The 17,988-nt window shown below is 52.9% G+C and carries 18 protein-coding genes; 7 read left to right on the top strand and 11 right to left on the bottom strand.

All coding sequences use genetic code 11. The annotated features are described in order from the left end of the window. Positions 1 to 83: 83 nt before the first annotated feature. Positions 84 to 1,277, top strand: coding sequence for a multidrug effflux MFS transporter (locus ABDW13_RS11610; RefSeq protein ID WP_343552709.1), 1,194 nt, complete (start codon positions 84 to 86; stop codon positions 1,275 to 1,277). Here the strand turns inward: ABDW13_RS11610 and dadX are convergent. Next, positions 1,270 to 2,340, bottom strand: coding sequence for a catabolic alanine racemase DadX (gene dadX / locus ABDW13_RS11605; protein ID WP_343552708.1), 1,071 nt, complete (start codon positions 2,338 to 2,340; stop codon positions 1,270 to 1,272). The two genes, ABDW13_RS11610 and dadX, sit on opposite strands and share 8 nt — an antisense overlap. Before the next feature lie 21 nt (positions 2,341 to 2,361). After that, positions 2,362 to 3,663 carry a D-amino acid dehydrogenase gene (locus ABDW13_RS11600; protein WP_343552707.1) on the bottom strand — a complete coding sequence of 434 codons (1,302 nt, stop codon included), beginning with the start codon at positions 3,661 to 3,663 and terminating at the stop codon, positions 2,362 to 2,364. A 494-nt stretch (positions 3,664 to 4,157) separates the two neighbouring features. On the opposite strand from ABDW13_RS11600, the gene ABDW13_RS11595 reads away from it, so the two are divergent. Beyond that, entirely contained in the window at positions 4,158 to 5,693 is a 1,536-nt protein-coding gene (locus ABDW13_RS11595; RefSeq protein WP_343552706.1) for a SpoVR family protein, read from the top strand. Between the two features lie 37 nt (positions 5,694 to 5,730). Here the strand turns inward: ABDW13_RS11595 and fadR are convergent, their stop codons facing one another. Continuing rightward, positions 5,731 to 6,450, bottom strand: coding sequence for a fatty acid metabolism transcriptional regulator FadR (gene fadR / locus ABDW13_RS11590; protein WP_343552705.1), 720 nt, complete (start codon positions 6,448 to 6,450; stop codon positions 5,731 to 5,733). A 315-nt stretch (positions 6,451 to 6,765) separates the two neighbouring features. On the opposite strand from fadR, the gene dsbB reads away from it, so the two are divergent. Next, positions 6,766 to 7,296 carry a disulfide bond formation protein DsbB gene (dsbB, locus tag ABDW13_RS11585; protein ID WP_343552704.1) on the top strand — a complete coding sequence of 177 codons (531 nt, stop codon included), beginning with the start codon at positions 6,766 to 6,768 and terminating at the stop codon, positions 7,294 to 7,296. Between the two features lie 40 nt (positions 7,297 to 7,336). Here the strand turns inward: dsbB and ABDW13_RS11580 are convergent, their stop codons facing one another. The 3 genes from ABDW13_RS11580 to ABDW13_RS11570 form a co-directional block, all read right to left on the bottom strand. After that, entirely contained in the window at positions 7,337 to 7,783 is a 447-nt protein-coding gene (locus tag ABDW13_RS11580; RefSeq protein ID WP_343552703.1) for a YcgN family cysteine cluster protein, read from the bottom strand. A gap of 64 nt (positions 7,784 to 7,847) precedes the next feature. Next, complete coding sequence (locus ABDW13_RS11575; RefSeq protein ID WP_343552702.1) at positions 7,848 to 8,507, bottom strand: fumarylacetoacetate hydrolase family protein; 660 nt, start codon at positions 8,505 to 8,507, stop codon at positions 7,848 to 7,850. Positions 8,508 to 8,772: 265 nt separating this feature from the next. Then, positions 8,773 to 9,048 carry a YcgL domain-containing protein gene (locus ABDW13_RS11570; RefSeq protein ID WP_343552701.1) on the bottom strand — a complete coding sequence of 92 codons (276 nt, stop codon included), beginning with the start codon at positions 9,046 to 9,048 and terminating at the stop codon, positions 8,773 to 8,775. A 153-nt stretch (positions 9,049 to 9,201) separates the two neighbouring features. Between ABDW13_RS11570 and minC the strand changes: the two genes are divergently transcribed. Genes minC through minE form a run of 3 tightly spaced genes read left to right on the top strand, consistent with a single transcriptional unit; the run spans position 9,202 to position 11,037 of the window. Further along, positions 9,202 to 9,918: a septum site-determining protein MinC gene (gene minC / locus ABDW13_RS11565; protein WP_343552700.1), complete on the top strand. Its 717-nt coding sequence runs from the start codon at positions 9,202 to 9,204 to the stop codon at positions 9,916 to 9,918. Between the two features lie 33 nt (positions 9,919 to 9,951). Further along, complete coding sequence (gene minD / locus ABDW13_RS11560; protein WP_034828743.1) at positions 9,952 to 10,764, top strand: septum site-determining protein MinD; 813 nt, start codon at positions 9,952 to 9,954, stop codon at positions 10,762 to 10,764. 3 nt (positions 10,765 to 10,767) lie between these two features. Continuing rightward, positions 10,768 to 11,037 carry a cell division topological specificity factor MinE gene (gene minE / locus ABDW13_RS11555; RefSeq protein WP_007889661.1) on the top strand — a complete coding sequence of 90 codons (270 nt, stop codon included), beginning with the start codon at positions 10,768 to 10,770 and terminating at the stop codon, positions 11,035 to 11,037. A 55-nt stretch (positions 11,038 to 11,092) separates the two neighbouring features. Here the strand turns inward: minE and rnd are convergent, their stop codons facing one another. The 5 genes from rnd to ABDW13_RS11530 form a co-directional block, all read right to left on the bottom strand. Further along, on the bottom strand, positions 11,093 to 12,214 hold the full coding sequence (rnd, locus tag ABDW13_RS11550) for a ribonuclease D (RefSeq protein WP_343552699.1): 1,122 nt from the start codon (positions 12,212 to 12,214) through the stop codon (positions 11,093 to 11,095). A gap of 98 nt (positions 12,215 to 12,312) precedes the next feature. Beyond that, a complete protein-coding gene (gene fadD / locus ABDW13_RS11545) occupies positions 12,313 to 13,989 on the bottom strand; it encodes a long-chain-fatty-acid--CoA ligase FadD (RefSeq protein WP_343552698.1) in 1,677 nt (558 codons plus the stop codon). Positions 13,990 to 14,198: 209 nt separating this feature from the next. Beyond that, positions 14,199 to 14,792, bottom strand: a complete 594-nt coding sequence (locus tag ABDW13_RS11540) for a Slp family lipoprotein (protein WP_343552697.1) — start codon at positions 14,790 to 14,792, stop codon at positions 14,199 to 14,201. Between the two features lie 60 nt (positions 14,793 to 14,852). Then, positions 14,853 to 15,551: a tRNA (adenosine(37)-N6)-threonylcarbamoyltransferase complex dimerization subunit type 1 TsaB gene (tsaB, locus tag ABDW13_RS11535; protein ID WP_343552696.1), complete on the bottom strand. Its 699-nt coding sequence runs from the start codon at positions 15,549 to 15,551 to the stop codon at positions 14,853 to 14,855. A 52-nt stretch (positions 15,552 to 15,603) separates the two neighbouring features. Beyond that, positions 15,604 to 17,514: an ATP-dependent DNA helicase gene (locus ABDW13_RS11530; protein WP_343552695.1), complete on the bottom strand. Its 1,911-nt coding sequence runs from the start codon at positions 17,512 to 17,514 to the stop codon at positions 15,604 to 15,606. Between the two features lie 124 nt (positions 17,515 to 17,638). On the opposite strand from ABDW13_RS11530, the gene ABDW13_RS11525 reads away from it, so the two are divergent. Beyond that, positions 17,639 to 17,983, top strand: a complete 345-nt coding sequence (locus ABDW13_RS11525) for a RidA family protein (RefSeq protein ID WP_343552694.1) — start codon at positions 17,639 to 17,641, stop codon at positions 17,981 to 17,983. The last annotated feature ends 5 nt before the right edge of the window (positions 17,984 to 17,988 follow it).

The raw sequence follows: 17,988 nt of genomic DNA, 5'->3' as shown, positions 1-17,988 counted from the left end.
TTCTGCCTTTCTCTATTCGGCTTTCTTTTTCCCGGCAATGTCATTACCCTTCCCGCTTGTTTAACTGGTCGTTTCGGTTCGTAATGCAAAAATTCACTCTAATACTTCTTAGCCTGGTGCTACTGGCACCGCTGGGCATTGATCTCTACCTTCCTACACTGCCGCAAATCGCCGAAGGTCTTAACAGCCCGGTGAGTTTAATCCAGCTTACCATTCCACTGTTTTTACTGGTGATGGGCATTGGTCAACTGGTGACCGGTCCGTTGGTGGACAACTTCGGTCGTAAGCCGATCGCGCTGATTGGTTTGGCGCTGTATATCATTGGCAGCGCGATTGCCGCTACCGCGACGCTTTGGCCGGTGTTTTTCCTCGCGCGTATCATTCAAGGCTGCGCAGTATGTTGTAGTGCGGTGGTGGCATTTAGCGGCGTGCGCGATCGTCTCAGCGGCGAAGATGCAGCACGTGCGTACGGTTTCCTCAATGGCGCGCTGAATATCGTGCCTGCCCTCGCCCCTTTGCTGGGTGGAATTCTGGCTGAAGCCTACGGCTGGCGCATGCCATTCTGGTTCCTGTGCGGCTATGCCGTGGTGATTGGCTTGATTGTGGTGTTGTGGCTACCAGAAACGCGCCCCGCGGATACGTTGCGAGTAAAAGGCTTACCGATTGCGCAATATGCCGCAATTGCCCGTGAACCGCGTTTCCTCGCCTTCGCTTTCGCCAATGCTGGCGCGCTGGGCATGGTGCTGACCTACGTTTCCTTAGCACCACACGTGTTGATGACCGAAGGCGGTTTGACGCCGCTGCAATTCTCCTTCGCCTTCGGCGCCAACGGCTTCTGGATCATGCTGGTCAGCGCCGTGGTGAATAAAACCATCCGTAAAGCCGGACGTCCGTTTTGTCTGGCGATGGGCTTCGCCTTGATGCTAGCCGGTGCAATTTTGTTGGTGATTGGCACCACGCTGTTTCCCGCCGCATGGCAAAACCATTGGGCGCTGTACATGATTCCGGTGGCCGTTTCGGTCGCCGGATTGGCGTTTACCATCGGCCCGGCCACCAGCTATGCACTGGAACCTTATCAGCAGCAAGCGGGCGTGGCGGCGGCATTGCAAGGCTTTATTCAGATGGCGTGTGGTGCCGGCGGCAGCATGGCGATTGTGGCATTGCCAGTGGCAGAAAAATCGTCACTGGCATTGATGATGTTGGTGGGTGCAGCGCTGGCACTGACGGCCTGGCGCTGCAGCAAGAACATGCATGGTCGCGTGACCGCGCTTAAATAACCTCAACCGGAACGCGTGGTGCGAGCGCACACATCAGCTCGTAGCCCACGGTTCCGGCGGCTTTCGCCACTTCATCGATCTTCACCTGATTACCCCAAAGCTCCACTTTTGAGCCAATCCCGGCCTGCGGGCAGGGTTCTAGATCGATCATCATCATATCCATTGAGATGGCGCCCAACGTTTGGGTGCGCACGCCATCGACAGACACGGGCGTACCGGTTGGCGCGTGGCGCGGGTAACCATCAGCATAACCACAAGCCACAATGCCAATGCGTTGCGCGCCGCTGGCGTGATAGCGATAGCCATAACCGACGCCGTCGCCCGCATTGAGTTGCTGCACGCCAATGATCTCACTGCTCAACGTCATCACGGGCTGCAATCCGGTGCTGGCGATATCTTGCCAATCCCCGCTTGGCGATGCGCCATAAAGAATGATACCAGGACGCACCCAATCATAATGCGCCTCTGGATGCCACAGCGTCGCCGCCGAGTTGGACAACGAGCGTGGGCAATTCAAACCTTCCGCCGCCAGCTCCACGCGTTTAAGCGGCTCAACCAAACCTTGTGGATTTTCTGCATCGGCAAAGTGTGCCATCAAGGTCATTTCGCCGACATTCGGCAAAGCGCGAAGTTTTTGCCACGCCGCGTGCGCCAGTTCAGGACGGAAACCGAGTCGATTCATGCCGCTGTTGATTTTGAGATAGACATCAATTGGCGCAGAGAGCTGTGCCTTCGCCAGCGCCTGAATCTGCCAGTTGCTGTGCACACTGGTGGTCAAACGATAGCGATCAATCAGCGTTAAATCTTCCGCATGGAAGAAACCTTCCAGCAGCAGGATCGGTTTTTTCCATCCCTGCTCGCGCAACAAAATCGCCTCTTCCATATTCAGTAGCGCAAAACCATCGGTTTCTGCCAGGCTTTGCCACACGCGAGCCACACCGTGACCATAGGCATTGGCTTTCACCACCGACCAGACATGAGATTGCGGTGCCGCCTGGCGCACCACCGCCAGATTATGACGCAGCGCCTGTTGATTGATGGTGGCACCGGTTGGACGTGACATGCTGTTACTCTCCCTGAAACTTCAACGCGCTGCGTTAGCGTTACGCAGTGGCGACGGATGTGGCTCAAAACCTGGCAAATAGCGCAACACGGACAAATCATCTGCGGCGATTGCCGGTTTCTGACCGGAAATAATATCGGCCAACAGCTGACCGGAACCACAAGCCATCGTCCATCCCAGCGTACCGTGTCCGGTATTGAGATAGAGATTAGAGAGCGGCGTGCGGCCAACAATCGGCGTGCCGTCTGGCGTCATCGGACGTAATCCGGTCCAGAACGTGGCTTGTTCGATATATCCGCCTTCAGGATAGAGATCGCCGACCACCATCTCCAGCGTTTCACGTCGTGCGGGTAACAGTTTGGTGTTAAATCCAACAATTTCCGCCATGCCGCCGACGCGGATACGATCATCAAAGCGCGTCACCGCAACTTTATAGGTTTCATCAAGGATGGTGGAAACCGGTGCCGCCTCGGCATTTTTGATTGGGATGGTTAGCGAATAGCCTTTCAGCGGATAAACCGGGATCGACACAATATCTTTGAGCAACGCGGTAGAATAAGAACCAAACGCCACCACGTAAGCATCGGCTTTGATCACTTCATCACCGCATTTCACGCCATAAATCCGATTGCCTTCACGCAGCAACTGATCGACTGAGGTGTTGTAGCGGAAGGTCACGCCTGCCGCTGCCGCCATTTCGGCCAGGCGTTGGGTGAAGAGTTGGCAATCACCGGTTTCATCGTTGGGCAAACGCAATCCACCAGTAAGCTTATGCGCGGTCGCCGCCAACGCCGGTTCAACGCTTTTTAACTGATGTGCCTCAAGCAGTTCGTATGGCACGCCCGCATCGCGCAATACCGCGATGTCTTTACTGGCGCTTTCGAATTGCTGTTGGGTACGGAACAATTGCAGCGTGCCACCCTGACGGCCTTCATAAGCGATGCCGGTGCTGGCGCGCAACGTTTTCAGGCAATCACGGCTGTATTCCGCGATGCGTACCATGCGGCTTTTATTTTCTTGATAGTGTTGCATGTCGCAATTGCGCAGCATGTTCCACATCCATTCCAGTTGGAACTTGCTGCCATCCAAACGCACCGCCAACGGCGCATGGCGTTGGAACATCCATTTGACGGCTTTAAGCGGCACGCCAGGTGCGGCCCACGGCGCCGCATAGCCGGGAGAAATTTGCCCAGCATTACCTGCGCTGGTTTCCAACGCAGCAGCGGGTTGGCGATCAATTACGGTCACTTCATGTCCGGCCTGTGCCAAATACCAGGCGCTGGCAACGCCAACCACACCACTACCAAGAATCACTACGCGCATAAGCCCCTCGTCGCAGCAAAAGAATAATTAACTAATAACCCATCCCAAAGCAGCATAACTTCACCACCAATCAAATCTTACATTCGACCGACATATTTCACATGTTTTTCACTTATCTGCACACTGAAATCATGCAGCGGGTCAAAAATCAGGATTTTTTATGCCTTAAAGCCATTAACCAGCAAATTATTATGCATCAGGCAGTGCTTTTGTCTTTTTTCAGGAGAAAGCGCCGCAGTCATACATTAGGCTTATAAACAGAGTTTTATTCTGATAATTAATTAAATACCAACACTTGTCATTAGCCAGCGCTTAACTGGCGCATTTCGAATGATTTTCTGCCAAAAGAATTCAATTGAGATCCGGTTTCGGATAAGCGACAGTGGACTATCATTGAAGTGTTCGCTCAGTTTTATTGGGCCATCTTGCTCAGGATGAGGCCTTAAACGATCGTGACAGGATAATACCTGCCGCTTGCAAAACAGAGGTGCGCTATGACGACAATCTTTGACGAGCCAACCCGCAACAGCAAACGACTCAGCGATGGTCCCGACTGGACATTCGAATTACTCGATGTGTATCTGGCGGAAATAGACCGGGTAGCCAAAAGCTACGGGCTGGATACCTATCCGCACCAAATCGAAGTGATCACCTCCGAACAGATGATGGATGCTTATTCCAGCGTCGGCATGCCCATTAACTACGCGCATTGGTCGTTCGGTAAGAAATTCATTGAAACCGAGCAGCGTTATAAGCACGGTCAGCAAGGTTTGGCGTATGAAATCGTCATTAACTCCAATCCGTGTATCGCCTATTTGATGGAAGAGAACACCATGACCATGCAAGCGCTGGTGATGGCGCATGCGTGTTACGGTCACAACTCTTTCTTTAAAAATAACTACTTGTTCCGCAGCTGGACGGATGCCAGTTCGATTGTCGATTACCTGCTGTTTGCACGTAATTACATCACAAAATGTGAAGAGCGTTATGGCGTGGAAGAGGTCGAACGGCTGCTGGATTCCTGCCACGCGCTGATGAATTACGGCGTTGATCGCTACAAACGCCCGCAGAAGATTTCGTTGCAGGAAGAGAAAGCGCGCCAGCAAAGCCGCGAAGAGTATCTGCAAAGCCAGGTGAATACGCTGTGGCGTACTTTGCCGCGCAAAGAGAAGGAGTCGGTGCATATTGAAGCATCGCGCTACCCTTCTGAGCCGCAAGAGAACTTACTCTATTTCATGGAAAAAAATGCGCCGTTGCTGGAATCATGGCAACGCGAAGTGCTGCGCATTGTGCGCAAAGTCAGCCAGTATTTTTATCCGCAGAAACAAACTCAGGTGATGAACGAAGGCTGGGCAACCTTCTGGCACTACACCATCCTCAATCATCTGTATGATGAAGGCAAAGTGTCAGAACGCTTTATGATGGAGTTCCTGCACAGCCACACCAATGTGGTGTACCAGCCGCCGTATAACAGCCAGTGGTACAACGGCATTAACCCGTATGCGCTTGGCTTTGCGATGTTCCAGGACATCAAACGCATCTGCCAATCGCCAACTGAAGAAGATCGCTATTGGTTCCCGGATATAGCCGGTTCCGATTGGCTGAAAACCATGCATTTCGCCATGCGTGAGTTTAAAGATGAAAGCTTTATCAGCCAATTCCTGTCGCCGAAAGTGATGCGCGATTTCCGCCTGTTTACGGTAATGGATGACGATCGCAATAACTTCCTCGAAATTGCGGCGATTCATGATGAAGCCGGTTATCGCGCTATTCGCCAGCAGCTTTCAGCACAATATAACCTGAGCAATCTGGAGCCGAATATTCAGGTGTATAACGTTGATTTACGCGGCGATCGCTCTTTGACGCTGCGTTATGTACCACAACAACGTGCGCCGCTCGATAAGAGCCGCAAAGAAGTGCTGAAACATGTGCATCGCTTGTGGGGATTTGACGTGATTCTGGAACAACAGAATGAAGACGGCAGCGTGGAGCTGTTGGATCGTTCGCCCGCCCGAAGCCCAAGTTTATAAGGCAAAAAAAACCGGACTTCGAAGTCCGGTTTTTCTTTTAGCGCTTGCTGGCTAAATCATCTGGCATGCTTTTCTGCATCTTGTGCCAAATCTCGCCGCTGCGACGTCCATAGGCACGCACGCTATCGACAATCTGCTCCTGCGATGGATTTGCCACGCACAAATCAGCTAATTGCTGATAGAAGTTACGCGCCAGTTCGCGCGCTTCCAGATTGGAGAAATAGTGACGGCCGACACGAATATACAGCCCTTTCAGGCCGTTCAGGATCAAGCCATAAATCGGGTTGCCTGAGGCGAATGCCAGACCACGGAATACGCGATAATCCAGCTCGGTATAGGCTTCCGCTTTGTCTTCCTCGCTCAGCGCATTCTCCAACACTTCACGTGCTTTATCTGGATGATGGCGTAACGCACGGCTAATGAAGATCGAGGCGATATTGGTGCGCACTGACAGCAGGTTATCGATCAACTGCGGCACGCTGTCGTGATCGAGTCGCGCCAGCGTTTCGAGAATGTTGAGACCGGAAGTTTCCCAGAAATCATTCACACGCGTCGGCTTGCCATGTTGAATGGTCAGCCAGCCATCACGCGCTAAGCGTTGCAACACTTCACGCAAGGTGGTGCGCGTTACGCCAATCAGTTCAGAAAGCTCACGTTCGGCAGGTAGAATGGATCCCGGCGGAAAACGACTGTTCCAGATGCTTTCAATAATATACTCTTCAGCAAATCCCGCGGGGCTCTGCGCCTTAATCACCATAGCATTTATTTCTCGTTGCTTTCTTTATCGTAATGCGACTCATCATACCAGAGCGGCTATAGCGGAAATAGCCTGCCAACCGATTAAAAGCGCGCGCTGGCGCAAAATTCAGCCGTGAATTCTGGTTCGCATTAGGGAAAAGCATACGATTGCGCTGCGCTTACCAATGCAGACGCAAATCACCCGATTTATCCTCTTTTCTGCCTGCAACCCGACTTAAGTCATTTTTGTACATGATTTTTTCCCGTTGCCTGGCTGGCACGGTTGCGCTTTTGGTTTACACTGCGAAACATTAACGGTTACTGGAAAAGCAATATGTTGCGATATTTGAATCAATGCTCGCGTGGACGCGGCGCCTGGGCGTTACTGGCCTTGACGGCACTGGCTTTTGAATTAACTGCTTTATATTTTCAACACGTAATGGGTCTCAAACCCTGCGTAATGTGTATTTATGAACGTTGTGCCCTGTTTGGCGTGATGGGCGCGGGCATTGTCGGTGCGATTGCGCCAAAAACGCCGCTGCGCTGGGCGGCTATTTTGATCTGGCTTTATAGCGCGATTGAAGGTGTGCGTCTCTCGTACGATCACACTATGATCCAGTTGCATCCCAATCCGTTTGTTACCTGTGATTTTGCCGCACGCTTCCCAAGCTGGTTGCCGCTGGACAAATGGTTGCCTTCAGTATTCGTCGCCAGCGGTGACTGCGCTGAGCGTAGCTGGACGTTCCTGACGTGGAGCATGCCGCAGTGGATGATCGTGATTTTTGCGGCATATCTGTTAGTGGCGGTGTTGGTGCTGATTGCCCAGCCTTTCAAGCCTAAACGCCGCGATCTGTTCGGCCGTTAAGCGAAAACAAAACAGGCAGCCTTGGCTGCCTGTTGCATGATTAACCGTTGCGATCCGGTCGATCAATAATATGCTCTTCCCAATCGCGCACTTCACTCTCTCGCACCGCAATAAATCGCACCGAGATACGCTGCGCATGCATCGCCTTTTTCGATCCAGCAATCAATGGATGCCAGGCTGGCAAGGTTTTGCCTTCGCCCAATACGCGATAGGCGCAGGTGCGTGGCAACCACTCAAAGCTGGTGAGATTCTCGCGCGTTAGCTTGATGCAATCTTCTTCTAACTCAAAACGGCGTTCGTAATTACGGCACTGGCAAGTTTTGATGTTCAACTGATTGCAAGCAACGTTAGTGAAGTAGATCTCATCCGTGTCCGCATCCTGCAACTTATTCAGGCAACATTGGCCGCAGCCGTCGCACAGGGATTCCCACTCTGCGTCGCTCATTTGGTCAAGGCGTTTCGTCTGCCAGAAAGGTTGTTCAGTCATGATTGCGGTCCGGGTTGATATTAAGACCGCACCTTATAAAGGTTCAGGTGCGGTGATGCAAGTTTTACAGTACGCGAGTGGTGATACCGTGCCCTGCTAACGAGACTTCCAGCTTATCGCCGGAACGCATCGGGCCAACACCTTCTGGCGTGCCAGTCAGGATTACGTCACCCGCGCGCAGGGTGAAATACTGGCTCATGTAGGCAATCAGCGGCAGGATTTTGTGGATCATATCGGCCGTGGAGCCATGCTGACGCACTTCGCCGTTCACCACCAGCTTCAGCTCGGTGTTTTGCGGATCGCCACTGAATTCCGCGGCGGGGATAAAGCCTGATAGCGGGCAGGAATTATCGAAGCCTTTCGATTTTTCCCACGGCTGACCGGCTTTTTTCAAACCGGCCTGCACATCACGCAGCGTCAAATCCAGCGCAATACCATAACCGGCAATCGCTTTGGCCACATGTTCTTCACTGGCCTGCTTGAGTGTTGAGCCAATCAGCACCGCCAGCTCTACTTCGTGGTGCACTTCACCAAAATTGGCCGGGATCGACAGCGGCTGACGCAGATCGCACACCGCGGTTTCCGGTTTGATAAACACCACCGGCTCGGTTGGCGTGGCACTGCCCATTTCCTTTATATGCTTCGCATAGTTGCTGCCGACGCACACCACTTTGCTGACCGGATAATCCAACAAGGCGCCCTGCCAGTTACGATGCTGATACATGCTATTCCCCTGCTTTGGTTATGTTTGCCGCCAGGATCGCTGGCGAATAAGTCTGGTTCACTGCCGGAACGCGGCGAGTTGAGGGAATATATTAGCGGGTTTATCGCGGCTGGCGTGGCGGAAATTGTCAAAAGTCGTTAATCGCTTACAACAAAATCAGCTAACCGGGAGGGAAATTGCCCGTAATAAAGATTTTAAACGGGCAGTTAAATAACGCAAATAACACTGATTATTTCTACAGGATATATTTACAGATGAATCTGAATTAACTTTTTTTACCCTGATCGAGATGAATGTTGAGCAGACTTTCTACCGGCGGAGGAATTTGCAAATAAAAGCCGTGCTCACTTAAACCTTGCTTCACTTTATTGATATCCGCGTTAGCCAGCTTGTCACGCTTATCCAGCGACAACACCATTGCCAGCTGGGGTTTACCGAAGCCGCGCAGCAGTTCTTCCGGAACCCGTGAGAAATCGTCTTTTTTTTCAACATACAGATAAGTCTGTTCACGTTGCGGGCTTCTGTAGATCACACAAAACATATTTTTTACTCGAATTAACCGATGGCGTCACTTGCCTGAATATAGCAGTAACTATAACATGCTTGCAGAACTTCGAATATTGACCGATTGATGTTATTGCCGATTTTATCGGCTCACATTTAAAGGTCGTAAAACAGGACTGAGTCAGCACAGATGTCGCAAACGCCAATCGAATTCAAGGGAAGCAGTTTTACCCTATCCGTCGTTCATCTGCATCATTCGCAACCCGAGGTGATTCGTCAGGCGCTACAGGACAAAATCGATCAGGCACCGGCTTTTTTGCACAATGCGCCCGTGGTGCTGAATGTTTCCGCGCTGACCGGCGATATTAACTGGAAACAGATGCAACAAGCGGTGATGGCGACCGGTCTGCGTATCGTGGGTGTGAGCGGTTGCAAAGACGAAGCCCTGAAAAAGATGATTGCCAGAGCCGGTTTGCCGGTGCTTTCTGAAGGGAAAGAGAATCGCAAACCTGCCAGCGCGCCAGCGCCGGTGATTGAAGCCGCGCCAGTTGTTCCGGCCGTGGTTGCCGATGCCGCCAGCAAAACGCGCATCATTAATACGCCGGTGCGTTCAGGCCAACAGATTTATGCACGCAACGCCGATCTCATCGTCACCAGCAGTGTCAGTGCGGGTGCCGAATTGGTGGCTGACGGCAATATTCACATTTACGGCATGATGCGCGGTCGCGCGTTAGCCGGTGTTGGCGGTCAACGCGACAGCCAAATTTTTTGCACCAACCTCGCCGCAGAGTTGGTTTCAATTGCTGGGGAGTATTGGATGATGGATCAGATCCCAGCGGAATTCTTTGGTAAAGCCGCACGCCTAAGCCTTAAAGAGGGCGAGCTTTCCATTCAGACACTTAATTAAGCCCCTTTTCTTCTGTTAAGGAAATCAACATTTATGGCACGCATTATTGTAGTTACATCGGGTAAAGGGGGCGTTGGCAAGACCACGTCAAGCGCGGCCATCGCCACAGGTTTAGCGCAGAAGGGCAAGAAAACCGTTGTTATCGATTTTGATATCGGTCTGCGTAACCTGGATTTGATCATGGGCTGCGAACGCCGCGTGGTTTACGATTTCGTTAACGTGATTCAAGGCGACGCCACACTGAACCAGGCGTTGATCCGTGATAAACGTACCGAGCAGCTCTACATCCTGCCCGCTTCACAGACGCGTGATAAAGATGCGCTGACGCGTGAAGGCGTGGAGAAAGTGCTGAATGATCTGGCGGCGATGGAATTCGACTTTATCGTCTGCGATTCACCAGCAGGTATCGAAACCGGTGCGTTGATGGCGTTGTACTTCGCTGATGAAGCGATTATCACCACCAACCCAGAAGTTTCTTCCGTACGTGACTCCGACCGTATTCTCGGCATCATCTCTTCTAAATCACGTCGCGCCGAGAACAGCCAGGATCCGGTCAAAGAGCACTTGTTGCTGACCCGTTATAATCCGGGCCGCGTAACCCGTGGCGACATGCTGAGCATGGAAGATGTGTTGGAAATTCTGCGCATTCCACTGGTTGGCGTGATCCCAGAAGATCAATCTGTGCTGCGCGCCTCTAACCAGGGTGAGCCGGTGATCCTCGACGCAAACTCTGACGCCGGTAAAGCCTATGCTGATACCGTAGATCGCCTGCTTGGCGAAGAACGCCCCTTCCGCTTTATTGAAGAAGAGAAGAAGGGTTTCCTGAAACGCCTGTTCGGGGGATAACCAATGGCATTACTTGATTTCTTTTTATCCCGTAAGAAGAACACAGCCAATATAGCCAAGGAAAGGCTGCAAATTATCGTAGCCGAACGCAGAAGGGGCGACAGTGAGCCCCATTATCTGCCACAGCTGAAGCGCGATATTTTGGAAGTGATCTGCAAATACGTAAAAATTGACCCGGATATGGTGACCGTTCAGCTGGATCAGAAAGGGGACGATATCTCCATCCTGGAACTTAACGTCACCCTGCCGGAGCCGGAAGACGTTCCTAAATGATGACAGCGGTTTCCTGATTCTCCCCTGCGATGTTGCGCAGGGGAAATCTTACCGCTTACAGCGCCTGTAAAATCTCGTCGATACGCGCTTTCAGTAACTCACCACGCCAGCCTGTCAGCAGTTCTGGAGTACGCGAAGCGTTCTTCAATCCCCAGTAAACACTCAGCACCTGATTAATCTGGCGACGCGAGGCCAACAACTCCTGGCTGAAACCGCTCTCCTCGCTCACCTGCTGAACCAGCGCCTTGATGGCTTTGAATGCTTGCTTGTAATGCGGATGATCGATCAGATTGGGCAACGGCTGCGGTAATGTCGCTTCGTCTTGCGCCTGCGCTTCGGCAACTAACGCCACCATCGCTTTGCCGTGGAAGCGGATTTCATGGCCGTTCAGTCCTAAATGATCCAGTTCACCGAGGCTGCCCGGCATAAAGCGCGCGACTTTCCACAAATTCTCTTCACGCACCACAAAATTAACCGCCATATCTTTCTGACGTGCGATGTTTAAGCGCCACGCCGCCAAACGCTGCAATGCGGCTAACTGGCGCGGACGTAATTGCCATGCGTTGGTGATATCACGCCAGGCTTCATCCGGTTGCAGCACATCCAGACGACGCTGACACAGCGTATCGCACTCGCTTAACGCCGCCGCCATATTGCCGGCCGCTTCGGTTTGCTCCACCAGCTGATGCGCAATCGGCAGCAAATAGGCCACATCGGCGGCCGCGTATTCGCACTGACGTTCAGTTAACGGGCGCGCCAGCCAATCGGTACGAGATTCACTTTTATCCAGCTCGATTTGATTGAAGTGCATCACCATCGAGGCAAAACCCCACGACAGTGGCTGGCCGGAAAATGCCGCCAAAATTTGCGTATCAATCATTGGATCGGGCAAGCATTTGAAGCGATGCAGGAAAACTTCGAGGTCTTCGCCGCCAGCGTGCAGGAATTTCGTGACCTGCTTGTCTTGCAGTAACGCCACAAACGGCGTCCAGTCACTGATATTGAGGGGATCGATCAGGATTAGCTGGTCGCCGTCAAACAGCTGAATCAGTCCGAGCTGCGGATAGTAGGTGCGGGTACGCACAAATTCGGTATCCAGCGCCACGGCAGCGTGTTGGCGAGCTTTCTCGCACACCACGGCCAGTTGCTCATTTTGGTCGATCAAAGAGTAATTCACGTTGTCTTTCTCGCTGCGGCAAACTCCGCGCAGCGCTCCATGTTAAAAGCAATAAAAACGCCGGACAGTGCCGGCGTTAACCTAAGGAGAATGGCGCATTACTGCCCTTCTCGCTTCGCCTCATCGCGCAATTCGCGGCGCAAAATCTTGCCCACGTTGGTTTTGGGCAGTTCGTCGCGAAACTCAATAATTTTCGGCACTTTGTAGCCGGTGAGCTGGCGACGGCAATGATCCAGCACTTCTTCTTTGGTCAGTGACGGATCTTTCTTCACGATGCAGACTTTCACCGCTTCACCCGACAGATCGCTCGGTACGCCAATCGCCGCGGCTTCACGCACTTTCTCATGCTGCATCAGCACGTCTTCGATCTCGTTAGGATACACGTTAAAGCCCGACACCAAAATCATGTCTTTCTTGCGATCAACGATGCGAATAAAGCCTTCGCTATCAACGGTAACAACATCACCGGTATGCAGCCAGCCATTTTTCAGCACTTCCTCAGTGGAATCCGGGCGTTGCCAATAACCCACCATGACCTGCGGACCGCGAATGCACAACTCGCCCGGTTCGCCCGGCGCAACATCTTTATCTTCATCGTCAACGATGCGGACATCGGTTGACGGCACCGGCAAGCCAATGCTGCCGGTATGGCAGGTGATGTCATACGGATTTACCGACACCAGTGGCGAACACTCGGTTAAGCCGTAGCCTTCCAGCAGATAATGCCCGGTAAGCTTTTCCCAGCGCTCGGCAACCGCTTTTTGTACCGCCATGCCGCCACCGGCAGACAGGCGCAGCGTCGAGAAATCCAGCTTGTTGAAATTGGCATCATTAAGCAGCGCATTGAACAACGTGTTCACACCGGTAATGGCAGTGAACGGGAATTTGCTTAGCTCCTTGACGAAACCTGGGATATCGCGCGGATTGGTGATCAGTAAGTTGGTGCCACCGAGGTCGAGGAACAGCAGCCCGTTCACCGTTAAGGCAAAGATGTGATACAGCGGCAGCGCGGTAACCACCTGTTCCTTGCCCGGACGCAGTAGCTTGCCGTAGGTGGCTTTGGTTTGCTCCAGATTGGCCTGCATATTGCGGTGAGTCAGCATCGCGCCTTTGGCCACGCCAGTGGTGCCGCCGGTATATTGCAAGAAGGCCAGATCGTCGTTGGTCACCGTTGGACGTTGATAGGTCATCTGCGCGCCTTGCTGCAAGGCGTTGCGGAACGGCACGGCACCCGGAAGATGGTATTTCGGCACCAGCTTCTTTACATATTTGACGACAAAGTTAACCAACGTGGCTTTAACCGGAGCCAACTGATCGCCCATGCGCGTCAGCATCACGTGTTTGATTGGCGTCTCCGCCACCACTTTTTCCAGCGTATGGGCAAAATTCGAGACGATAACAATGGCGCTGGCACCGCTATCGTTAAGTTGGTGTTTCAACTCACGCGGCGTATACAGTGGATTGACGTTGACCACCACCATGCCCGCGCGCAGCACGCCAAACAACGCGACTGGATATTGCAGCAGATTCGGCATCATCAGCGCCACGCGATCGCCCTGCTTCAGCCCTAAACCTTGTTGCAGCCAGGCTGCGAACGCGCGGCTTTGCTTTTCCAGTTGCCGATAGGTCATCGGCTGCCCCATATTAATGAAGGCCACCTGATCGGCATATTGCTGTGTGGCATGTTCGAAAAGATCGACCAGAGAAGCATAACGATCGGCGTTAATTTCTGCGGGCACATCTGCCGGATAGCGTTTGAGCCAAACCTTATTCAAAGAATCACCCCGATATTCTTGTTGTGTAGCCATCGCCGCCTCGACAATCAAAGTTGTTAACAATATTTTAACTGATTGTACCAGTTTGCCTGTTTCGGCATTTTCAGGTTGCGAAGCGCATCACTAAATTTCGCGCATCGGTTGCGCGCCCAATAAAAAGGCCCGGTCGCGAGCACCGCGACCGGGCCGTAAAATGTCAGTATAAAACGTTATTCGGTGAGGATGGTTTGTACCTGCGCCGGTTGGCCCAGATTCATGCCCCAATACGGATTCGGTCCCCAATAGCCACCACGATGGCGCGTTGGGCCATACCAAATGTAGGGATCGATCGGCTGTGGTGGCGTCATCACTTGTTGCGTCAGATGCCAGCGCTGATAACCACGCACATCCACCACCACAAAGTTGTAGCTGGCTTTACCGATGTCACCTTTTTCGGTGCCTTTAATGTTGCCGAGCACGGTGATGTATTGGTTATTCAAATCAATCGGATCAACAAAGCCGTGGATGTCGGCAAATATACGTCCCACCGAGGCGGAGCCTAAACGCGGACGCGCGCTGTCATCCAGCGGCTGGGTAGCAATCTCGACACGCGTCAGGCCGTTGAGATTAGTGACTTTCACCACTTTGCCGCCAAAACGTGATTCCTGGCCGACATACAATTGCGGCGCATTCATCACCCGTAATAGATCTTGCTGTGGAAGCTCAGAACTTCCTTTAATAGAATCTGGCACCGAAACACAACCGCTCAACAGCAGTGCGCAGGCTAACAGAGCGCCAGACATCCCTTTACGACTTATTGGCATAGCACTTCTCCTGTTATTTCTCTGATTAGACTGAACTCGCTGAGATAAGTTGCGCGTAGCTTAACGTCCCGGCAACTTTTTCCATGCCACTTCATTGCGTAGATAAACCGGCTCGGCATTTTCCACCGCCACCGCTTCGCCGCGTTGCCAGGCGCTGATTGCCAACGGCAACATATCTTGCGCCGCCGGTAATAAAACCTCTGAGGCGATGAGCTGCGCGCCCGGGGAAGTTAACAGATGCGGATATGCCTGCCAGCCGGTGCCAACCGTGGTCCATTCACCGCTGAGTGCCGCAATACGCGCCTGCGCCGCTTCCGGTTTCAGCACCGCTTCAGTTTCCGCGCCATGCCATTCGCCGTGTTCATCGCGCTGATATTCAGCCCAATAGAGCTCGCCCATGCGGGCATCAATGGCCGCCAGCACCCGCGTAGCGCCGGTTAACCTCCAGGCACCTTGCGCCATGGTGGCTAGTGACGACACGCCAATCATTGGCAGATTAGCGCCAAGCGCCAGCCCTTGCGCAATGCCAATGCCGATACGCACGCCGGTAAAACTGCCCGGCCCGCGACCAAACGCCAGCGCGTCAAGCGCAGTCAATTCTAACTGCTGCGCCAGCAACAGCTCCTGAACCAGCGGGAGAATGCGTTGGGTATGATCGCGTGGCGCGATTTCAAAGCGGGCATCAATCTGCTGCAAATTTTGCAGCGCGGCAGAACAGGCTTCTGTCGCCGTGTCCAGGGCTAAAATTCGGACGGACATAACAACCTCAGAGAGTCAAAATGGCGCGCATCTTACCACAGCATGGCACAAATTAGTGATCCAGCGGCTGACGCACAAACTCGATAGCGCGTGCCAGATCGCGGGTACGCGGCGTTGGCGGCAAACTGTTGAGGAACAAGCCGCCATACGGACGTGAAACCAGACGTTGATCGCAAATCACCAACACGCCACGATCGTCGGTATCACGAATCAAACGGCCCACGCCCTGTTTCAGGGTGATAACCGCATCGGGCAGTTGCACATCGGCAAACGGATCGCCGCCGCGCAGACGACAATCTTCCATGCGCGCTTTAAGTAGCGGATCTTCCGGCGAGGTGAACGGCAGTTTATCGATGATCACCAGTGACAACGCATCGCCACGTACATCGACGCCTTCCCAGAAACTGCTGGTCGCCACCAACAAGGCATTACCGGCTTCGAGGAATTGTTTCAGCAATTGTCCTTTACTGGTTTCACCTTGCAGCAAGACAGGCAACGTCATCGAGGCACGAAATTCAATCGCTAATTCGCGCATCATTTTGTGCGAGGTACACAGGAAGAAGCAGCGGCCTTTGTTGGCATCAATCAACGGCTTCATCATGCGTGCCAGTTGCTTTGCGCCACCGGGATGATTCGGTTCAGGCATGTTGCGTGGCACGCACAGCAACGCTTGCTGGGTGTAATCGAACGGACTGTCGAGGATTAACGTTTTGGCGTTGTCCACGCCCAAGCGGCTTGAGAAATGGCTCATTTGTTCATTTACGGCCAGCGTCGCCGAGGTGAAGATCCAGGCGGCTTTGCGATTGTCCATTACTTCACGGAAGCGTTCCGCCACCGAAAGCGGCGTCAGCGCGAGGGTGAAATGGCGACTGTTGCATTCATACCAGTAGCTGAAGCCGGGTTCATCAATGGCACGCAGACGTTTTAACCGCGTGCGATACAATGCCGCACGTTCAAACGCCGCATCCAGCAAAGCAGAACGGCCTAACGACAGCTTGATGACGTCGTAGCAAAGTTCCAGCGCATCATCCAGCAATGTCAGCATGCGCATGGTGTTGTTATCGCTGAGCAAATCACGCAGATTACCGCGAAAACCGGGCTCGCCGAGGGTTAAGCGGAAGTCCTGGGCGCATTGCGCCAGACGATCGGCTGATTTTTGCAGTTGCTGCACATCGCGTACTTCAGTGCGATAGGCAATGATGATGTCTTTGGCGAGATCCTGAAGCTGACGGCTCGACAGTTGTTGGCCAAAGTATTGGCTGGCGATATCGGGTAACTGATGCGCTTCATCGAAAATCATCACATCAGCTTCGGGGATCAGTTCGCCGAAGCCGCCCTCTTTCACCACCAAATCGGCGAGAAATAGATGATGGTTAACCACCACCACATCGGCATCCATGGCTTTTTTACGCGCTTTCACCACGAAGCAATCTTTGTACAACGGACAATCGCTGCCGAGGCAGTTATCGTTGGTGCTGGTGACAAACGGCCATATCGGGCTATCTTCCGCCACGCCGCTGCAATTGCTGACGTCACCATCGCTGGTTTCTGATGACCAACCGCGCACGCTGATCAAATCACCCAGCGCTTGCACGTTGAGATCGCCGCCGGTTTGATTTTGCTGCTCAAGACGTTCGAGGCATAAATAGTTGGAGCGCCCTTTCAGCAGCGCAGTTTTGCCACTAAATTTTAATGCGCGGGCAATGGTGGGCAGATCGCGGTTATACAGCTGATCTTGCAAGGCTTTCGATCCGGTCGAGACGATCACTTTCTTTTTGGCGCGCAAGGCTGGCGCCAGATAAGCATAGGTTTTACCGGTGCCGGTGCCAGCTTCGACCACCAGCTCGCCACCTTCATTTACCGCTTCGGTTACCGCTTGCGCCATTTCGCGCTGTGCTTCACGCGGTTTAAAGCCCGGAATGGCCTGCGCGAGCGCGCCATCTGCTGCAAAATCGTCTGCCACACTTCCTCACCGAATAGGTAAAAACCACTGTAATTATGTCAGGATTCCACTCAGGCGACCACAACAGATGACATCCGCCCTTGGGATATGGCAGGCTAGCGCAGCAAAATCAAAGGAGAAAAGCATGACCATTACGCGTATTGATGCCGAACACCGCATGTCTGAAGCCGTTGTACACAACCAAACCGTGTATTACACCAGCGTGCCGGAAAATCTCGATGACGATGCGGAAGCGCAAACCGCCAACGCGCTGGCGGTGATTGACGCCATTCTGACTCGAGTGGGATCGGATAAAAGCAAGATCCTCGATGCGACCATTTTCCTGGTCGACAAGGCTGATTTCCCGGCAATGAATCGCGCCTGGGATGCGTGGGTGTCACCTGGCAATGCGCCGGTGCGCTGCACCGTGCAGGCCAATTTGATGAATCCGAAGTATAAAGTCGAAATTAAAATTATCGCCGCGCTGTAAGCCTT

The sequence above is a fragment of the Pantoea sp. genome (assembly GCF_039594315.1).
Lineage (GTDB): Bacteria > Pseudomonadota > Gammaproteobacteria > Enterobacterales > Enterobacteriaceae > Pantoea.
The sequence above is the reverse complement of the archived record's forward strand: the minus strand, read 5'-3'. Positions and strand labels throughout refer to the sequence as shown.